16 protein-coding genes are annotated in these 17,985 nt (G+C 62.6%); 7 read left to right on the forward strand and 9 right to left on the reverse strand.

Annotation, left to right across the window (positions count from 1 at the left end):
• Positions 1–5 precede the first annotated feature (5 nt).
• The 3 genes from ACR30Z_RS14945 (at position 6) to ACR30Z_RS14955 (ending at position 3,089) form a co-directional block, all read left to right on the forward strand.
• Positions 6–959 carry a carbohydrate kinase family protein gene (locus ACR30Z_RS14945; protein ID WP_434373304.1) on the forward strand — a complete coding sequence of 318 codons (954 nt, stop codon included), beginning with the start codon at positions 6–8 and terminating at the stop codon, positions 957–959.
• On the forward strand, positions 952–2,478 hold the full coding sequence (locus ACR30Z_RS14950) for a glycoside hydrolase family 32 protein (RefSeq protein WP_434373305.1): 1,527 nt from the start codon (positions 952–954) through the stop codon (positions 2,476–2,478). The genes ACR30Z_RS14945 and ACR30Z_RS14950 overlap by 8 nt, the downstream gene beginning before the upstream one ends.
• 80 nt (positions 2,479–2,558) lie before the next feature.
• Positions 2,559–3,089 carry a GNAT family N-acetyltransferase gene (locus ACR30Z_RS14955; protein ID WP_434373307.1) on the forward strand — a complete coding sequence of 177 codons (531 nt, stop codon included), beginning with the start codon at positions 2,559–2,561 and terminating at the stop codon, positions 3,087–3,089.
• A 4-nt stretch (positions 3,090–3,093) separates the two neighbouring features.
• Here the strand turns inward: ACR30Z_RS14955 and ACR30Z_RS14960 are convergent, their stop codons facing one another.
• Together ACR30Z_RS14960 and ACR30Z_RS14965 are read right to left on the reverse strand one after the other, a co-directional pair.
• Entirely contained in the window at positions 3,094–5,229 is a 2,136-nt protein-coding gene (locus ACR30Z_RS14960; RefSeq protein ID WP_434373309.1) for an amylo-alpha-1,6-glucosidase, read from the reverse strand.
• Between the two features lie 40 nt (positions 5,230–5,269).
• The gene (locus ACR30Z_RS14965) at positions 5,270–6,352 is read right to left on the reverse strand and encodes a glycosyltransferase family 4 protein (protein WP_434373311.1); all 1,083 of its coding nucleotides are present in this window, start codon (positions 6,350–6,352) and stop codon (positions 5,270–5,272) included.
• Between the two features lie 146 nt (positions 6,353–6,498).
• Here ACR30Z_RS14965 and ACR30Z_RS14970 point away from each other — a divergent pair, with 146 nt between their 5' ends.
• Complete coding sequence (locus ACR30Z_RS14970; protein ID WP_144650197.1) at positions 6,499–7,197, forward strand: DsbA family oxidoreductase; 699 nt, start codon at positions 6,499–6,501, stop codon at positions 7,195–7,197.
• An 80-nt stretch (positions 7,198–7,277) separates the two neighbouring features.
• Here ACR30Z_RS14970 and ACR30Z_RS14975 read toward each other — a convergent pair whose 3' ends face one another.
• From ACR30Z_RS14975 to ACR30Z_RS14995, 5 genes are all read right to left on the reverse strand, one after another.
• On the reverse strand, positions 7,278–8,816 hold the full coding sequence (locus ACR30Z_RS14975) for an alpha-N-arabinofuranosidase (protein ID WP_434373312.1): 1,539 nt from the start codon (positions 8,814–8,816) through the stop codon (positions 7,278–7,280).
• A gap of 50 nt (positions 8,817–8,866) precedes the next feature.
• Complete coding sequence (locus tag ACR30Z_RS14980) at positions 8,867–9,763, reverse strand: carbohydrate ABC transporter permease (protein ID WP_144650192.1); 897 nt, start codon at positions 9,761–9,763, stop codon at positions 8,867–8,869.
• Positions 9,764–9,765: 2 nt separating this feature from the next.
• Positions 9,766–10,713 carry a carbohydrate ABC transporter permease gene (locus ACR30Z_RS14985; RefSeq protein WP_434373313.1) on the reverse strand — a complete coding sequence of 316 codons (948 nt, stop codon included), beginning with the start codon at positions 10,711–10,713 and terminating at the stop codon, positions 9,766–9,768.
• A 35-nt stretch (positions 10,714–10,748) separates the two neighbouring features.
• Entirely contained in the window at positions 10,749–12,083 is a 1,335-nt protein-coding gene (locus ACR30Z_RS14990; protein WP_434373314.1) for an extracellular solute-binding protein, read from the reverse strand.
• A gap of 200 nt (positions 12,084–12,283) precedes the next feature.
• A complete protein-coding gene (locus ACR30Z_RS14995) occupies positions 12,284–13,285 on the reverse strand; it encodes a LacI family DNA-binding transcriptional regulator (RefSeq protein ID WP_144650189.1) in 1,002 nt (333 codons plus the stop codon).
• 108 nt (positions 13,286–13,393) lie between these two features.
• Here ACR30Z_RS14995 and ACR30Z_RS15000 point away from each other — a divergent pair, with 108 nt between their 5' ends.
• Positions 13,394–14,080, forward strand: a complete 687-nt coding sequence (locus ACR30Z_RS15000) for a TetR/AcrR family transcriptional regulator (RefSeq protein WP_144650187.1) — start codon at positions 13,394–13,396, stop codon at positions 14,078–14,080.
• Between the two features lie 2 nt (positions 14,081–14,082).
• Here the strand turns inward: ACR30Z_RS15000 and ACR30Z_RS15005 are convergent, their stop codons facing one another.
• Positions 14,083–14,730 carry a LytR C-terminal domain-containing protein gene (locus tag ACR30Z_RS15005; RefSeq protein WP_144650185.1) on the reverse strand — a complete coding sequence of 216 codons (648 nt, stop codon included), beginning with the start codon at positions 14,728–14,730 and terminating at the stop codon, positions 14,083–14,085.
• Positions 14,731–14,788: 58 nt separating this feature from the next.
• Positions 14,789–15,088, reverse strand: coding sequence for a type II toxin-antitoxin system VapB family antitoxin (locus ACR30Z_RS15010; RefSeq protein ID WP_144650183.1), 300 nt, complete (start codon positions 15,086–15,088; stop codon positions 14,789–14,791).
• 306 nt (positions 15,089–15,394) lie between these two features.
• Between ACR30Z_RS15010 and ACR30Z_RS15015 the strand changes: the two genes are divergently transcribed.
• Together ACR30Z_RS15015 and ACR30Z_RS15020 are read left to right on the forward strand one after the other, a co-directional pair.
• Positions 15,395–16,315: a hypothetical protein gene (locus tag ACR30Z_RS15015; RefSeq protein ID WP_434373316.1), complete on the forward strand. Its 921-nt coding sequence runs from the start codon at positions 15,395–15,397 to the stop codon at positions 16,313–16,315.
• Between the two features lie 231 nt (positions 16,316–16,546).
• Positions 16,547–17,962 carry a stealth family protein gene (locus ACR30Z_RS15020; RefSeq protein WP_144650181.1) on the forward strand — a complete coding sequence of 472 codons (1,416 nt, stop codon included), beginning with the start codon at positions 16,547–16,549 and terminating at the stop codon, positions 17,960–17,962.
• Positions 17,963–17,985: the final 23 nt, after the last annotated feature.

Here is a 17,985-nt window from a genome sequence, read left to right on the forward strand (position 1 = left end):
CAATAATGCACAGCCGCCCAGTCCCCTCCTGCCCGGAAACGGACGTCGTCGTCGTGGGCGAGGCCCTCATCGATATCATCGACACCGCAGCCGGGGCCGTCGAATTTCCCGGCGGATCAGGACTGAACGTCGCTTTCGGTCTCGGCCAGCTGGAGGTAGGCACCGCCTTCCTCACGGCACTGGGCAAGGACGAACGCAGCCAAAGCATCCAGTCACACCTGGCTAAAGCCGGAGTGCGGTTGCTCCCGGGCGCCGAATCCCTCCCCAAGACCTCCACTGCCACGGCTGTCCTGGACAGCAACGGTTCCGCGGAGTATGAATTCGATTTCCACTGGGACCTCCCACAGATCAGTCCGACCTTCCTGCCGAAGGTTTTGCACACAGGCTCGCTGGCGACCTTCCTCGACCCCGGGGCAACGCAGGTGCGCGCTTTGCTGGAACTGTTCTCCGGCCGCTGCCTGATCACGTACGACCCCAACATCCGTCCGACGCTGCTCCCCCGCCACGACGAAGCTCTGCAAACGTTCGAAGAAACAGCAGCCCTGGCAACGGTGGTGAAACTCAGTTCGGAAGACGCCTTGTGGCTTTACCCCGGGTGGTCGCTGCCCGCCGTCGGACGCCGCCTGCTTGACCTTGGCGCGGAAGCCGCAATCATCACCGACGGCGGCGCAGGTTCCTTGCTGTGGTCCAAGAGCGCCGAAGTCCACGTGCCGGCGCGCGCGGTGGACGTCAAAGATACGGTCGGCGCGGGCGATTCCTACATGGCAGCCCTGATCGCTGGCCTGCTGGAGGAAGGTGACGGTGAGTTCGACGCCGCCAAACTCACCCGCCTGGGCACCGTCGCATCGCTCGCGGCTGCCATCACGGTGGGACGGCATGGAGCAAACCCGCCCACCCGTGCCGAACTGGCCGAATCGCTGGAACTGGCACACGCTTCCCGGGAGAACCCGAATGACTGATACAACAATCCGCCCGGCCGGTCCCGGCGAGGACACCGCCCCCACCATCCGCCCGCTGTTGCACTACACGGCCCACAGCACCTGGCTGAACGACCCCAACGGCCTGGTTTTCTACCAAGGCCTCTACCATCTCTTCTACCAAAACAACCCGTTCGACAACGTCTGGGGCAACATGTCCTGGGGTCACGCCACCTCGGAGGACCTGCTCCACTGGACCGAACACCCGGTGGCCATTGCCTGCGATGACCAAGAGGACATCTTCTCCGGCAGCGTTGTGGTGGACGCCGGGAACACCGCTGGTTTCGGCACTCCGGGGAATCCGGCGTTGGTGGCCATCTACACGAGTGCTTTCAAGGAAGGCACGGAGCACCAAGGAACCCAGGCGCAGTCTTTGGCGTTCTCAACTGACGCCGGCATGACCTGGCATAAGTATGCGGGGAATCCGGTCCTGGGCCGGGGCTCGGCCCACTTCAGGGATCCCAAGGTGTTTCGCTTCGAGGGTCCGGCAGGTTCCTACTGGGTGATGGTGGCGGTCGAGGCCCAGCACCAGGAGGTTGTCCTGTACCGCTCTGCCGATCTCAAGGACTGGGAGTACTTGAGCACTTTCGGCCCGGCCAATGCCACGGGCGGCGAATGGGAATGTCCTGACCTGTTCCCGCTTCCCGTCGACGGTAACCCCGACGACGTCAGGTGGGTGATGGTGGTCAACATCAACCCCGGTGCCGTGGCGGGTGGTTCGGGCGGGCAGTACTTCGTAGGCCATTTCGATGGCGTGCGGTTCACTGCGGACGCTGATTCGATGGTTGAGGACGGGAATGCGAATCTCCGGGATTGCCTTTGGCTGGATTGGGGCCGCGATTACTATGCAGCGGTTTCCTTCAGCAACGTACCGGGCAGCCGCCGCGTCATGATCGCCTGGATGAGCAACTGGGATTACGCCAATTCGCTGCCGACCTCCCCGTGGCGCTCCAGCATGTCGCTTGCCCGCGAGGTTGGACTGGCCACCGTCAACGGACGTCCCCGCTTGATCCAGCGGCCGGTCCTCCCAACGGATTCAGGGCGGTCGCTGCTTACCGTTGCGGAGCTGGAGGTCCACGATTCCACCGTGGCCCTGCCGGACGCGGAGCACGGCTCAGTGCAGATGATCGAGGCCGACATCCTGCCCGGCACGGCCCGGACAGTTGCCTTGACGCTCCTGGGCGCTCCGGACGGGGGCGCCGCAACGGTTCTCAGCTTCGACACCGTCACGAACCAGCTCACGCTGGATCGCCGAAGGTCTGGCAACACCTCTTTCCATGCGAAGTTCGCGTCCGCAGAGTCGACACCAGTGACTCTTGAGGACGGCGTGCTCAAGCTGCAGGTGGTCGTTGACCACGGCTCCGTGGAGGTGTTTGCCCAAGGCGGCAAGGTGACAATTACCGATCTGGTCTTCCCCACACCCGGAAACGTGGCCATCGGTCTCACTGTGGAAGGCGGCACGGCGATGGTGCGGAGACTGAGCGTCACAGCCCTGTCTTAACCTGGGAGTTCACGTCCAGCTAATGCCCTTAAGATTCGTTCCAAGGGGCAATAGCTGAACCAAACCTCCGAGGGGACACCATGGCCGAGACCATCCGCACAGCAACAACGCACGACGCCGGGAAGCTTGCTGAGCTTGCGGCCGTCACCTTCCCGCTGGCCTGCCCGCCGGGCGCCTCACCGGCGGACATTCAGGCCCATATCGAGAAGACCCTCAGCGAAGCCAACTTCGAGGAGTATCTCGCCGATGCGAACATCACCGTCCTGGTTCTCGACGACGATGGGCGGCTCAACGGGTACACCCTCCTGGTTGCCAAGCCGGCCAGCGACCCTGACGTGGCGTCCGTGCTCTCGGCACTGCCCTCCACCGAGCTCAGCAAGTGCTACGTCCACCCCGAGCACCACGGCCAAGGGGCAGCATCCCGGCTCATGCAGGCTTCGCTGGCCCATGCAGCAGACAAAGGGGCTGCCGGCGTTTGGCTCGGCGTCAACAGCGAGAATGCGAAAGCCATCCGCTTCTACGAGAAGAGTGGATTCCAACGGGTGGGCACCAAGACGTTCACACTGGGCGACACGGTGGAACACGACTTCGTCATGGAAAACGAGCTCTAGGGAACTACCCGAACAGGTCCCCGGTCAGCGGGGGCCGTGGATCGGAGCGCAGTTCAAGCCCTGCCGGCAGCCCGGTCACTGTACCGGACGAACCGGAAGCTTCCACCGTGATCCGCGAGCGCCCCAGCAACACGTTGTCCGCGCGGAACGACCCGTACGCGTCCGGCAGGATCGGCGCCAGGTGCAGAACCTTCCGGGTGAAGTCGGGATCGAAACGGAGCAGGATCCGGGCGAGTTGTACCGGCGCGGCAGCCGCCCACGCTTGTGGGGAACACGCCGTCGGATACGGAACCGGCTCCGAAAAGTCTGAACGGTCAAAGCCGCAAAACAACTCCGGAAGCTGACCGCCGAAGTACTCGGCGGCGTCGAACAGTCCGCTCGCAACCCGGCTGGCCTCCTTTACGAAGCCGTACCGCATGAGTCCGGTGGCAACCAGCGCGGTGTCGTGGGGCCACACCGAACCGTTGTGGTAGCTGACGGGGTTGTAGGCACCCATGTTGGAGCCGAGGGTCCGGATGCCCCACCCGGTGAACATTTCCGGGGACATGAGCCGCTCCGCCACGAGTGGCGCTTTGTCCTCGTCCACGATGCCCACCCACAGGCAGTGCCCCATGTTGGACGTGCACGAGTCCACGGGTTTCTTGTCCTTGTCCAGCGCCAGCGCGAAGTAGCCCTGGTCCGGAAGCCAAAAGGCCTTGTTGAAGGCAACTTTCAGGGCTTCGGCGCGGTCTGCACAACGGCGTTCGACGGCGGTATCACCCGCCGCCCTGGCCAACAGCGAACGGCCCACGTAAGCCGCGTACGCGTAGGCCTGCACTTCGCAGAGGGCAATAGGCGTCTCGGCCATCCGGCCGTCGGCGAAGTTGATGCCGTCCCAGGAGTCCTTCCAGCCCTGGTTCACCAGTCCGTGCTGGTTGGGCCGCTGGTATTCGATGAAGCCGTCGCCGTCGCGGTCCCCGTACTGTTCCATCCATTCGATGGCCAGGTCGGCATGCGGCAGGAGCGAGTCGATGATGTCCGCTCCCAGCCCCCACCTGCTGAGCTCGCCCAGCGTGGACACAAACAACGGGGTTGCATCGGCGGTTCCGTAGTAGGCGGTCCCGCCGAGGGCCAGTCCGGCCGTGACGCCGAGCCGTACCTCGTGGGGCATGCGTCCAGGCTCTTCCTCGGAGTCTAAGTCCACTTTGGTACCTTGCAGCCCTGCCAATGTTTGCAAAGTTCCGGCTGCCAGGTTGGGATCCACCATGAGCGACATGTAGGAGGCCAGGAGCGAGTCGCGTCCGAACAAGGCCATGAACCAGGGAGCACCGGCGGCCACAGCGGCGCGTCCCGGGTGCGCGGGGTCGAAGATCCGCAGCGAGCCCAGGTCACGTTGGCTTCGCTCCAGGACCTCCTCCACGTTGGCATCGGTGACGGCAATCCGGGGTACGTGCTCTTCCCAGGCGACGTGTCGGCGGACGCCCGGGGTGTGGTGCAGCGGGGTGGTTTCGGTGAAGGGATCGTTGGGGCCCTTTCCGTTGACCAGTGGGAGGGCGATGATGCTGGTGGACCATTGACTGCGGGCAGGGATGGTGATGTGGAACCGCAACCCGTCCTCGGACACCTTGGCGCCGGAGGCCCGGAAGGATACTCCCCTGCGTTGACCGCTGGAGTGGAGGGAATCGATGTGCAGGTCTTTCTTATGGGCCTTCCTGGTGGGTGTCCCGGCTTTGTTGGTGCGGCCCCCTTTGACGTCGAAGAGGTCGGCCAAATCGGCGTCGATCAGCAGTTCAATCTCGCAGGATGCTTCCTGTCCCGAGTAGTTCCTGATGGTGATGTCATCCCGGAGACCGGCACCGACGTGCCGTTGATGCTGGACCACCAGCGGACTGTCGAACCTGCCATCGGCGGAGCACGCCCGGCCCACGTATTCGGCTTGGAAGGCGGTAGGGTTTCGGGCCACCAGCGGTTCCCTGAGCGCCCCGTTAACCCGCAGGATCCACCGCGACACGATCCTGGTGTCCTGATAGTAGGCGCCTTGGGAACCACCCCCGTGGATGTCACCGGAATGCGAGGAGATACAGAAGGATGAACCTTCGACGACGGTGACGGCACCGAGCTCTGATGCTCCGGCTTCGGTGTCTTCGTTCCAAGCTGTCATGGCCCACGAATCCTTCTTCCGCAAACGTCCTGGTTGTCGATCACAGGTTGATGGGGGCTTGCCTCTGATTGTCTTGCAAGTGGTGCTTGACGGGAAGGCTTTTGTCCTTGAATTCCCCGATCAGCCGGCCGTACAAATCCACGTGTTCCGCGGCCATGCGTCCTGAGCTGAAGGACTCTTCCACTGATCGCCTGCATGCCTCGCGGCTGAGGGAAGGGACCCGCTCGAGGCAGGCTGCCAGCTCACCGGTAGAACCCACGAAACCCGTGATTCCGTGCCTCACAATTTCCGGTGCGGCCCCCATCGGCGTTGCCAGGACTGGTGTTCCCGTGGCGAGTGCTTCGATCATCACCAGCCCAAAGGGTTCATGCCATTGGATGGGGTTCAGGAGCGCTATGGCATCGCCCATCAACTCGAATTTTTCGGGATCGGAAAGCTCTCCAAGGAACTCCTCACCCGACCCCAACGCAGGCTGCACCACCTCACGGAAGTAGCTTTGTTCCTCCGAGGCGTGCATCTTTGCCGCGATCCGCAACGGGACGCCTGCTTCCCTGGCGATGTCCACGGCTTCCATCAGCCCCTTGTCCGGGCACATGCGTCCCACAAAGCACGCATAACCGCCGGCTCCTTGGCCGACGCTCACGGCGGAGAGGTCGATCCCATGGTGGATAACAGCTGCCACAGGCAAACCAGAAACCCGGCTGCACTGGTCGTGGGAGATAGCGATGATGGCGGTATCTTTCGCCATGTCCCGGTACAGGGTTGCCGCCGGCGCTGAGAGCTGCCCGTGGATGGTGGTCACAACAGGCACATCCTGCGGGCGGTGGGAGTAAAGGGGGCCCGCCAAGGTGTGATCGTGGATGATGTCCACATCGCCCATGTCGCGGTAGGCCTTGATCACATGGGCCAGCTCGCTCAGCGTGAGGCCTACCTCGTCGGGTTGACTGGATGCGAAGCCCGGAAGCTGCGGGACAGGGCAGGTGCTGTCCGATGCCGTAGCCAGCAGTACATCGTGGCCCGCATCTACCAATGCCCGCGCCAAGGCATCAACAACGCGCTCAGTTCCACCGTATTTTTCCGGCGGTACGGTGAACCAGGGTCCAACGATGAGTCCGATGCGCACGTGTGGCCTCCGCGCATAACCCCCAGTCCGAGGGCTGACTTCATAACCCTTTACAAGAGTATTGGGCTTCGGCTGGAACAACAACGGGTGACGAAAATAACAGCCGTGTAAGGAATGCCGCGCCAGCGGAACAGGTTGTCCAGAGCATGAAGATTGAGATCTGGTCAGACGTCGCGTGTCCGTGGTGCTACATCGGCAAGCGCCGTTTCGAGACCGCCCTGGCACAGTTCCCGCACCGCGATTCCGTGGACATCGAATGGAAGAGCTACCAGCTGGACCCCTCCGTTCCTGAGCATTATGACGGCACAGAATTGGACTACCTGAGCAAGCGCAAGGGCATGGCCCCCGAGCAAGTCACGCAGATGTTCGCCCACGTCACTGAGACAGCCAAGGGCGAGGGCTTGGATTATCACTTCGACAAGGTGGTGGTGGCCAACAGCTTCACAGCCCACCGCCTCATCCACCTCGCCGCCACCCACGGCCGCCAGGACGCCGCCAAGGAGCAGCTGCTGAGCGACCACTTCGAGCACGGCAAGGACATCGGAAACCAGGAGTACCTGACGGAACTCGGTGCTGCGCTCGAGTTGCCGGCCGACGAGGTCGCTGAGCTCTTCACCTCGGACAAGTACACCGACGCAGTCAACGAGGACATCAACGAGGCCCGCGCCATCGGCGTCACGGGCGTCCCGTTCTTCGTCATCGACCGCAAGTACGGCATCTCCGGCGCCCAACCCGCGGACCTGTTCAGCCAGGCCCTGAACCAGGCATGGCAGGAAGCCAATCCGTTGATCCCGGTCGGCGCTTCCGACGCCGAGGCCTGCGGCCCGGACGGCTGCAGCGTTTAACCCAACGCGGGGTCACTTGTGGCCCAAAATCCCCCTTGGGGTAGGCCATAAGTGACCCCGCGTTGCTTTATTGGCGAGGGCTAGGCCTTCACCACCTCAAGCTCAACGACGGCCCAAGACAGTGCGGGCAGCGTCAGGCGCAGCTCCGAACCATTCGCCTTGACGCCTTCCAGTGGCGTCAGGCCGACACGGCCCGGCTGCTCCTGGGTGTTGATGGTGAACCGGTCCCCGCCCTCGGGGATTTCGAGGACTTCGGCCCGGAGCACCTGCCGGGCGTCGAAACCGCGCAGGGCCACCTCCACATCGGCTGCTTCCTCAAGGCCTCGGTTGGCGAAGAACAACGCCAAGCGGCCCGTTTCCTCATTCCATGTGGCGCTTACGTCCACCAGGTCCGTGCCGCCAAACCGGGCATTCTCGTACTTGTCCGAGTCCACCGAGAGACGCAGGATCTGGCCCTTGGCGAGCTCGGCCATCCGCGCGAACGGGTGGAAAATGGTCTGCTTCCAGGCCGGGCCGTTTTCCTCGCTCAGGATTGGCGCAATGACGTTGACCAGCTGCGCTTGGTTGGCGATATGGACGCGGTCGCCGTGGCGGAGCAGCGAGTTCAGAAGGGTACCCACCACCACGGCGTCGGTGACGTTGTACTTGTCCTCGATGACACGCGGGTGCTCCCGCCAACCGGCCTTGATCACGTTGTGCGGCTGGTCCTCGGTGTCCAGGCCGCGCTGGTACCAAACGTTCCATTCGTCGAAGGACAGGTTGATGTGCTTCTTGTGCTTCCCCTTGGCCCTGACGGCATCGGCCGTAGCGATCACTGACTCAATGAAGTAGTCGGTGTCGACGGCGGAGGCCAGGAAGCTGCCCACGTCACCTTCTTCCTCGAAGTAGTACGCGTGGAGGGACACATAGTCCACTTCCTCGTAGGTGTGGGTGAGGACTGTCTGCTCCCAGTCGCCGAAGGTGGGCATCCTGGAATTTGAGCTGCCGCAGGCCACTAGTTCAATGGACGGATCCACGTATCGCATGGCCTTGGCAGCTTCCTGTGCCAAGCGGCCGTATTCATCGGCTGTCTTGTGCCCGATCTGCCACGGGCCGTCCATCTCATTGCCGAGGCACCAGAGTTTGATGTCGAACGGGTCCTTGTGGCCGTTCTTCGCCCGGAGGTCTGACCAGTACGTGCCTCCGGTGTGGTTGGAATACTCCACAATGGCGCGGGCTTCCTCCACTCCCTTCGTGCCCAGGTTGATGGCTTCCATGATTTCGGTCCCGGCCTGCCTCGACCAGTCCACGAATTCGTGCAGGCCGAAGGCGTTGGTCTCCACGGTGTGCCAGGCGCCATCAAGGCGGCGGGGCCTGTTTTCACGCGGGCCGATTCCGTCTTCCCAGTTGTAGCCGGAGACGAAGTTGCCGCCGGGGTACCGGACAACGGTGGCGCCGAGTTCCTTGACGAGCTTGAGGACGTCCTGGCGGAAGCCGTGCTCATCGGCCTCCGGATGCCCGGGCTCGTAGATGCCGGTGTAGACGCAGCGGCCCATGTGCTCCACGAAGGAGCCGAAGAGGCGCCGGGGTACCTCCCCGATGGTGAAGTCGCGATCGAGGGTGATGCGTGCGCGGGACATGTATCTCCTTGGTTGTGTGTTTCAGGTCTGGTGGTGCAGGAACGGGGCGGTCAGGTCCCGGCAAGTCCGGTGGTGGAAATGCCCTTGATGATCTGGCGCTGGAAGAACAGGAAGACGACAATCAGCGGCAGCGCGGCCAGCAATGCCGACGCCATGTTCTGGGCGTACTGCACGCCGTAGGCGCTCTTGATGGTCTGCAGGCCTACCGGAAGGGTCAGCAGGGAATCGTCGTTGGTTGAGATGAACGGCCACAGGAAGTTGTTCCACGCGCCGATGAACACGAAGATCGCGACGGCGGCCAGGATCGGCCGGGACAACGGCAGGATGATCTGCATGAAGATCCGGATCCGGCTGGCCCCGTCCATCACGGCCGCTTCTTCGAGTTCACGCGGAATCTGGTCGAAGAACCTCTTGAGGACGAACACCATGGCAGGGTGGATCACCTGCGGAAGGATGATGGCCCACGGGGTATCGATCATCTTGAACGCAAGCATTTGGTAGAAAAGCGGAATCATGAGGACCGGCGGCGGCACGATGATGCTGGCGATAATCGCCGTCATCAGCAGCTTCTTGCCCTTGAAGTCGATCCGCGACAACGCATAAGCGATGAGGGCGGAAATCACCAGCGTGATGAGGGTGATCGCAGCGGAGGTGTAGAGCGAATTCCACGTCCAGAGCGGGATGTTGCCGGCCTGGAATACGCTGGCAAAAGCATCGAACGTAAAGCCCGACGGCGGGATCCAGCTGACCTTCGACGCCGAGGCGTCCGCTTCGGATTTGAAGGCAGTGACCGTTGCCCAGGCGAAGGGAACCAACCAGAGGACGGCGAGGACGGCGGCGACAACGATGGCTGCGGCCTTGCCCACTGTCAGCTTCTTGCGGGGTTGGCGGATGACCTGGCCGGGTTCGGTTCGCGGGACGGAGCGGGTGAGGGTTGTATTTGCCATGGCTATGCACTCCTGCGGCGGGTGATGACGAACTGCAAGGCAGAGACCAGCACGATCAGTCCGAAGAAGATGTAGGAGATGGCTGCGGAGTATCCCAGCCGGTATCCGGTAAACCCGGTTTCGAAGATGTACTGGACCACGGGCCTCGTTGATCCGCCCGGACCGCCGGATGTCATCTGGTAGATCTGGTCGAAGACCTTCAGGGAAGCGAGGATCTGGGGCAGCACGATCATCACCGTGGTGGGGGTGATCTGTGGCAGCGTGATGGAGAAGAACTGCCGCCAGGCGCCGGCGCCATCCAGCGATGCGGCTTCATAGTGCTGAGCGGGGATGTTTTGCATTGCCGCCAAGTACAGAAGGAAATTGAAACCCACGGTCCACCAGAGCGTGGCGATCACGATCGACCACATGGCCACATTGGGATCGTTGAGCCAACCGATCTTCGGGATACCGAACTTGGACAGGAAATCGTTGATCAGTCCGAGCTGCGGGTTGTACATCCAGACGAAGAACAGGGAGACAACCGTGGATGCCAGCAGGAACGGCGCGAAGTAGGAAAGCCGCCACAGCCACTGGGCGGGAAGGCCGATGTTTAACAATGCAGCCATCACCAGCGCCACCAGCACCAACGGCACAGTGCTGATCACGGTGAAATAGAGCGTGTTGCCCAGGGAACGCCACATACCGGCGTCGGCAAAAGCCTCGGAGTAGTTGGAAAAACCAATGAGGACGTCGTTGGCTCCCGTGAGGGATTTGCCTGTCAGGCTCATGTAGAAGCCGTAGAGGATGGGCCATATAAGGAACACCAGGAAGAAGACGAGGAACGGCGCTGCGAAGGTCCAGCCGCTCACGTTGTCCCTGCTTCTGCGCAGGGACGGCCCGGTCTTGATGCCGGGTGTGGGTTTTGTCCGTACTTGGCTGGTCTGCCGGGACACTGTAGAGGAACTCATGAAGGACTCCTTTGTCGCTCGGTGTGCTGTGCCGGTCAGACCGGGTTGGGCCGGGATAGAAGGTCGTTGGTGCGGGCCACGAAACCGTCCCACCCCTCAGCTGCTTTGCTGCGTCCCAGAAGTACGTTCTGGATGTACTCGGCAAAATAGTTCTGCCAGTCCGAGCCCGATCCGCTGAACCAGGCCTCGGGATCGTAGGCAATGATGTCCGCCGCGTTGGCGTAGTGGACCTGCGGAGTGAGTTCTTTATAGGCCGTTGACTGCACCACGGGCTGGTATGCCGGGATGTGGCCTGCCTCGGCCCACGACAACGAACCTTTGAGGATGTCGCTGACGAACTTGTAGGCGTCCTTGCGTTTTTCCTCGTTGGCCACGAGCTGCCGCGGAAGCACGAAGGAATGCGAATCGGCGTACGACGCGGGCGTCCCGTAGAGGGTCGGGATGGTGGCTGCGTCAACGGGGAGCTTGGCCTTCTTCATGGTGGGCAGTTCCCAGCCGCCGCTGAAGAGCATTCCCGAGTCGCCCCGGACAAACTCGGCGATGCCGGTGTTGATGTCGTTGCCCTTGGCTGCGATGGTGTCATCAAAGAGCGACGCCATGAATTCCAGTGACTCAACGGCAGCGTCCCGGTCCACTTTCATGGGCTGGCCTGGCGTCAGGACAATTTCGGCGCCATGCTGCTTGTAAAGCGTGTAGAACAGGCGCCACATCTGTGAGCCGAGGTTCAGGTATCCGAAAGAGAGGCCGTGGGCTTTGGTGACCTTTTGCATCTCCAGTGCCATGGCTTTGAATCCGTCCGGCGAGTCCACTTCCTGCAAGAGGCCGTTGCTTTCCAGGAGCCCCGCTTTACCGGCGATGTCCGTGTTGTAGAACATGATGAACGGGTGGGAGTCCAGTGCAAGCGAGAACACCTTTCCGTCCTGCTGGCTCTTTTCCCAGATACGCGGGGCAAAGTTCTCCGGCGTGATGCCGTTCTCCGCCAGCAGGCCCAGGTCCCAGGGTTCGATCAGTCCGCCGGGGGCGTAGCCGGGGACCCGGCTGGCATGCATGATGGCTACCTCCGGCGGCCGTCCGCCGGCCGATGCCATGGCCAGCTTGGTGTAATAGGGCGGTCCCCAGGCCAAAACCGTGGGGTGGACCTTGAAGCCCGGATTGGCGCTGTTGGCACTGGCGATCATGGCCTGCATCTTGGTGCCGTCTCCTCCGGACAGGAGATGCCAGAAGTTGATGGTCGGTACGGACGCGGCTCCCGCCGATCCGCCGCATCCTGTGAGGCCCGTGGCCAAAAGCCCGCCGCCCAGCAGCGCGGAGCCCATCAATAAATGTCTCCGGGACAAACTTCTCCCGGTCAAAGATTCAAACTGCTTCACCCGTCACTCCTTTGGAAGGGTCCGCTGAAAGGACACAATGCTGCACGAAAGTCCGGCTTCGCCGCGTCTCCACGCATGGGTAAAAGGTGGCCCCCGGGTGACGCAGGTCTCACATTACATCGATGTAATAGCGAGGGCAAGAGAAAATTGTTAGCGCGCACAATTTGATGGATGACTCTCGCCTCAGCCCCGGGAAAGGCTCAACTCCGACTGCTGTCCCGCTCCTCGATGCTGTAGTCGATCTCCACTATCCGCTGCCCATGGGATCGGTCCGCCATCCGCTCGGTGAGAAGACGCAGTGCTTCTGTGGCGATGGCGCGTTTGTCGAAGGAGACCGTGGTCAAGGACGGAACCGCGTAGCGACCGTCAACGACGTCGTCGAAACCAGCCACCGCGATGTCATCGGGCACCCGCACTCCCCTCTTCCAGAGGGTATTCAAGGCACCCATCGCCATGGAGTCCGTGAAGCAGAACAGGGCCTCCGGCAGCGGATGCCCCTCCAGGTATTCCCTCAAGGATTCAGCAGCCGAAGCCGGGGTCCAGCTGTCACACGAAATCAGCAACGACCCGTCGAGCGGGATCCCGAGCTGCTGGAGTGCAGCCTCGTAACCCCCGGTTCTTTGGATGGCAGTGGCGGACTGCCTTCCGCGGTTCACCCCCAAGGCTGCGATCCGCCGACGTCCGGGCTTGGCCAAAGCAAGCGTCATGTCGCGCGCGGCGGCAAAGCTGTCCACAAAAACCCGGTCCGCCAGTTGCTGCGTCACTTCACCAAGCAGGACCACAGGAGGCAGCGCGACGCCCACCTGGACGGCACTTTCCTTGAGCACCACGGGATTTAGGATCAGGCCGTCAATGAGATTGGACCGGGCGCGGGTCATGAGTTCATGTTCACGCTGCGGGTCGGAGCCGGTTTCCTCGATTTGGACGCTCCAACCCTGCTCGTGCGCCACTTCAACAATGTGGTGGGCGATCTCCGCAGAGAACGGGGTCGCAAGGTCAGGCAAGGCCAATCCAATGACTCCGGAGCGGCCATTGCGCAGGCCGCGGGCGGACAGATTGGGAACGTAGTCGAGCTCGGCCATGGCTTGCTCAACCCTGAGCCGCGTGGGACCACTGACCGGCACGATTCCGTTCATGACGTTGGAGACCGTCTTTGGCGAAACCCCTGCACGGCGCGCTACGTCCTTGACCGTTGCGCGCACAACGCCCCCTAGCTTGCTTGATGTGGTTGTGCTGACGATGTTACCGCCCAGCCCGGTCGCCATCGCGCCGAGCACCTGTTTGCTGACAGATCACTGTAAAGTGTCTATATGCCCAGGATCACGGCCGCCACGAATGCTGCCCAACGCGCCGAGACCCAACGTCGGATTCTGACCGCCTTTGGTGAGCTCCTCTTCACCCACGGCCTCCCCGGCCTCACCATGACCGACGTGGCGCGCCACGCCGGCGTGGGCCGCACCGCCGTCTACAACTACTACGCGGACATGGAGCAACTGCTCATCGCGTACGCCCTGGACGAGACCGAACGCTTCATCGTGGACCTCCGTGATTCACTGGCTGCGCTCGAGAACCCGGTTGACCGGCTGGCCCTGTACGTCCGCGCCCAAGTGGAAGACCTCAGCCGCCGCCACCTGCCACCTGGGCCTGCCATGGCAGCCGTGCTCTCCCCGGGATCATTCGCGAAGCTCGCCGACCATGTGGGCGACCTCAACATCCTGCTCCAGGACATCCTCCAGGACGGCGTGCAGCAGGGTTACCTTCCGGATATCGACGTCGCGCAACTGGCGCGGCTAATTCACGGAACACTGTCGGCCAGCGCCGCGCGACGCAACCGGACGCCCGACGGCGAGACTCCCCCGCCTGCCCCCGCCGCCGACGTCGAGGCCCACACGGCTCAAACCGTGCGGTTCATCCAACTGGGTGCGGGTGCCCGCTTCGACGAAGCGGGCAGGCCCCTCAGACTGGATTCACCGGCCCACGACGCCCTGGCTGGCTAGGATTACTGTCCCGCTGGAAGCGTGGGAACAATGGGCCACTTGGCGTTATCCGCGATCCGCAGGTCTTCGCGGGGGCACAGCAGTTTGCCAGGGGTCTGATCCACCAACTGCGGCTCCACCAAGCCCTCGTAGCCCGGCGTGAGGATGACGTCCACTGATTCATCCTCGCGGTTGTCCTGGAAGTAGTCGGTTCCCAGCAGGTTGCGTTGGACGTTGAACGCTGCGGCTTGGCCCTTGACACCCGAGACCACCACGCCCACGCCCGAGTAAGCGGTGTCGCTGTTGTCCACCGAAGCCACCTTGAAGCCGCGTGCAGTGAATTGCTCAGCGACGGTGCCGGCCAGGCCGCCACGGGACGTGGCGTTGAAGACGTTGAGGTTCACCGTTTCATTCGGCACGTAGTCGAATGTGGTGGCTGGACACAGGCTGCTGGGGGCCTTGCTGGCGATGGCGGTGGGTACCTTGATGACGCCGTTCATGATGGCCCAGGCGCCCACGGCGCCGGCCGCGATCACGCCCACCAGCAGGACCAGGACAATACCGTGGAACAGTCGTCGCCCGAAACGGCCTTTGGGGGGCCGGGCGTCCTCGGCAAACGTTGCCCGAAGCTCCGGCCCTGTCACTACATGGTGGCCGTGAAGCTGCGTCACATCCTTGGGACGCTTACGTTTTTTTGCGCGGGCTGTGTCCTGTTCCAGACCCGGCAGCCTAGCCATTGATCACCAATACGCGAGCGTGGATGGCTGTCCTTTGGTGGAGCGCCGTGCGGACCGCCCGATGGAGTCCGTCCTCCAGGTACATAACGCCCTGATACTGGACAACGTGCGGAAACAGGTCGCCAAAGAAGGTTGAATCCTCAGCCAACAGGGCCTCCAAGTCCAGGGTCCGTTTGGTGGTCACCAATTCGTCGAGTCGGACAGGGCGCGGGGGCAGGGAAGCCCAGTCCCGCGGCGCAGAGTATCCATGGTCAGGGTACGGGCGTCCCTCGCCCACAGCTTTGAAGATCACCCTGCAAGCCTATGGAAGATGCCGCGCTAACGGAACTTGTGACCCCCGGCACAGGCAGGTTGTGGCCAAAAGGTGACTTCCGGATGATGCTCCTACGGCCCCTGACCTGGATGTCCGCAGATCGCCAGCCCTGAGCAAAGCCCTGCTCTGGTTCACTGACAGATTCACAAATTCCGGTAGGAAGCAGTGACCTGCAAGGTCCACCGGTACTGGCGCGTACTTTCCACGAGTGCCGTCTAAATCCTCGTGGGGCGTCACAGACGTCACAGCTGTGAGGGTCACGGCGCGGACTGACAGAATAGGGGTATGACTCAACCGTTCCAAGGTACTGACAGGACCGCTGCCCACGCTACGCCTGCCCTGGCGTTGCTGCTGGATGTCGACGGCCCCATCGCCAGCCCTGTGACGCGTGACGTCAAGCCGGACATCATTGCGGACCTGGTGGCCCTGGCATCCGCCGGCATCCCGGTCATCTTCAACACGGGACGCTCGGACGCGTTCATCAGCGAACAGGTCATGGAACCCATGATTGCCGCCGGGATGCCCGCAACCACTGTCATCCACGCCATCTGTGAGAAGGGTGCCGTGTGGTTCAGCTACACCGCAAGCGGCCCGGGTCCCATCCATGTGGACCACGAACTCGCCGTGCCCAAGGCCTACGGTGACGATATCCGCCGATTGGTTGCCGAGGACTATTCCGCGCACATGTTCTTTGACGAGACCAAGCGCGCCATGGTTTCCGTGGAGCAGCACCTGGACGTTGCCAGCGCGGACTATCTGGCCGAACAGAAACTCTTCGACGCCGACGCCCTGGACATCATGGGGCGCCACGGACTGAATGCTGCCATCCTGGACCACCACGCACCGGAATCCGACGACGCCGCGGACTACCGCCTGGACCCCACCATCATCTCCACGGACATCGAGTCGGTCCGCCTTGGCAAGGACCTCGGTGCCAGCCGGGCCGTCGAGCTGCTGGCTGCGCAGGGAATCACCCCACTCTCATGGCGGACAGTAGGCGATTCCCGCACGGACTATGCCATGGCAGACTGGCTACACCACAACGACCACGACGTGAAGCACGTGGATGTCCGGCCCGCAGACGGCGTACCGGTAAAGCCTTACACCATTCTGACGGCCGCCGACCTTGAACTGGCGGACGATGTTATCCACGACGACGCCGGCGGCGCTTTCCTCCGCAGCTGGCGCGACGCCCTTTCCATCTAGCAACAGCGCATTCACGTTATCGAGCAACCCGCCCCAGACGATCCCGGAGAAACAGCCATCACTCAAGCACAGGTCGATCCGATTTACCACGGCAGCCCGTCCATCGAAGAGGACACGATTGCCGAGGCAGTCTCGCCCGCCGTCGTTGCGCATCTCAAGCACAGGTCCGACGTCGTGCGTCACCGCGGGCGGTACGCCCTCATTAACAGTGACCTGACGCCGCAACAGGCCATGGTGTCCGACCTCTTGGCTGTCAGGGCTGCGCTGGACGCCGCAGGTGTCGATTTCATCCTGGTGCGAGGTAATGACGAGAGGCCGGTCATCGCCGTCGATTGGGAGTCGCGCAAGGACGTTCGGGAGGCGCTGGTTTCGGCGTTCCGGAATGAGCCGTTCTACTCCATGACTGTGGACGCCAAGAAGAAAACTTCCGTATTGGTGGCGGACGGCGAGCTGACTGCCAACCGGAAATCGCGCATCTTCCGCCTTTACCGCCCCAGGGTGGAGCCCGGTGGCGGCCTCTGGTACGGACCGGCTTTGGGCGTGCAACTTGAGCTGTGGAGGTTCGAAGGCGACCACCTGGAACTCCCTGTTGAGAACTCCCTGACCCGACGCACCATGTTGCGGCAGGACGCCGTGCGGGGCACGGTCCAGCGGCATGGCCTTTCCTGGCCTACCATCGAGAACATGTTCGCCGACCATGCCAGCGACATCGACTTCGATATCGACATGGTTTTCTCATGGGTGGACGGCAGCGACCCCGAGTACATCGCCAGGCGGCGCGCCCAACAGGCCGGGACCGTCCTGGGTGAAGGCGACGACCATGAGGCCCGCTTCCGCCAGATCAATGAACTGAAGTACGCGCTGCGCTCGGTGCACATGTTCGCGCCGTGGGTCCGACGGATCTTCATTGCCACTGATTCTCCCGCTCCGGAATGGCTTGCGGACCACCCGTCCGTGACCATTGTTCGCAGCGAGGAGTTCTTCGCCGATCCGTCGGTGCTGCCCACCCACAACTCGCAGGCCGTGGAATGCCAGCTACACCACATCGAGGGCCTGTCGGAGCACTTCCTGTACTCCAACGACGACATGTTCTTTGGCCGGCCCGTGGGTCCGGACATGTTCTTTACACCCGGTGGCATTACCAAGTTCATTGAAGCCGACACCCGCATTGGGCTGGGCGACAACGATGCCGAACGCAGCGGCTTCGAGAACGCAGCCCGCGTCAATCGCAAGCTGTTGTGGGAGCGTTTTGGGCGGATCACCACCCGGCATCTTGAGCACACTGCCGCTCCCCTGCGGCGAAGCGTTGTGGCCCGGATGGAGAAGGAGTTCCCTGCCGAGTTCGCCAAGACCGCCGGCAGCCGGTTCCGTGCCGCCGACAACATCTCGGTGACCAATTCGTTCTACCACTACTACGCGCTGCTCACGGGCCGCGCCGTCACGCAGACCAACGCCAAGGTCAGGTACGTGGACTCCACCATGTGGGCAGGGCTGCACTATTTGCCCAAGCTCTTGGCCAAGCGCCACATGGACTTCTTCTGCCTGAACGACGGCAGCTTCCCGGAGGTCGAGGCAGACGAACGCGCCGACCTGGTGACCGACTTCCTGGAGAAGTACTTCCCGGTCAAGGCTCCTTGGGAGAAGTAGCTACGGCGGGAGAAGTAGCTACG

It is taken from the genome of Paenarthrobacter sp. FR1 (genome assembly GCF_051106045.1).
Lineage (GTDB): Bacteria > Actinomycetota > Actinomycetes > Actinomycetales > Micrococcaceae > Arthrobacter > Arthrobacter nitroguajacolicus_A.